This is a genomic window from Psychrobacter sp. TB20-MNA-CIBAN-0197 (genome assembly GCF_040309765.1).
Taxonomy (GTDB): domain Bacteria; phylum Pseudomonadota; class Gammaproteobacteria; order Pseudomonadales; family Moraxellaceae; genus Psychrobacter; species Psychrobacter submarinus.
In genome coordinates this window covers 1-233 of record NZ_JBEOPC010001441.1, presented here as the reverse complement: position 1 = coordinate 233, position 233 = coordinate 1, and the positions used below count along the sequence as shown (strand labels likewise).

At 37.8% G+C, this 233-nt stretch carries 1 protein-coding gene; it reads left to right on the top strand.

The features are described from left to right. A partial coding sequence (locus AAEY83_RS18735) for a hypothetical protein (RefSeq protein ID WP_351061722.1) occupies positions 1 to 233 on the top strand: 233 nt, incomplete at both ends.

Here is a 233-nt window from a genome sequence, read left to right as displayed (position 1 = left end):
ATTAATGAGTCCTTTACTGGAAGTAGTCTTGAAGCTGGTGTTGCTATGGAAAAAGAGGCTGCTCAGAGCAACTTTAAAGCAGCTCAAGATGCTGCATTTAATAATATAAAAGATAATACAGTTGAAGTTGCTACACAAGCACCAACAAAGGCAGGTGAGCAAACAGGCCATCAAGCACTCGGACATGCTGTATTATTGATGTTAAAACCTATTTTTTACGAATTCAATGATTC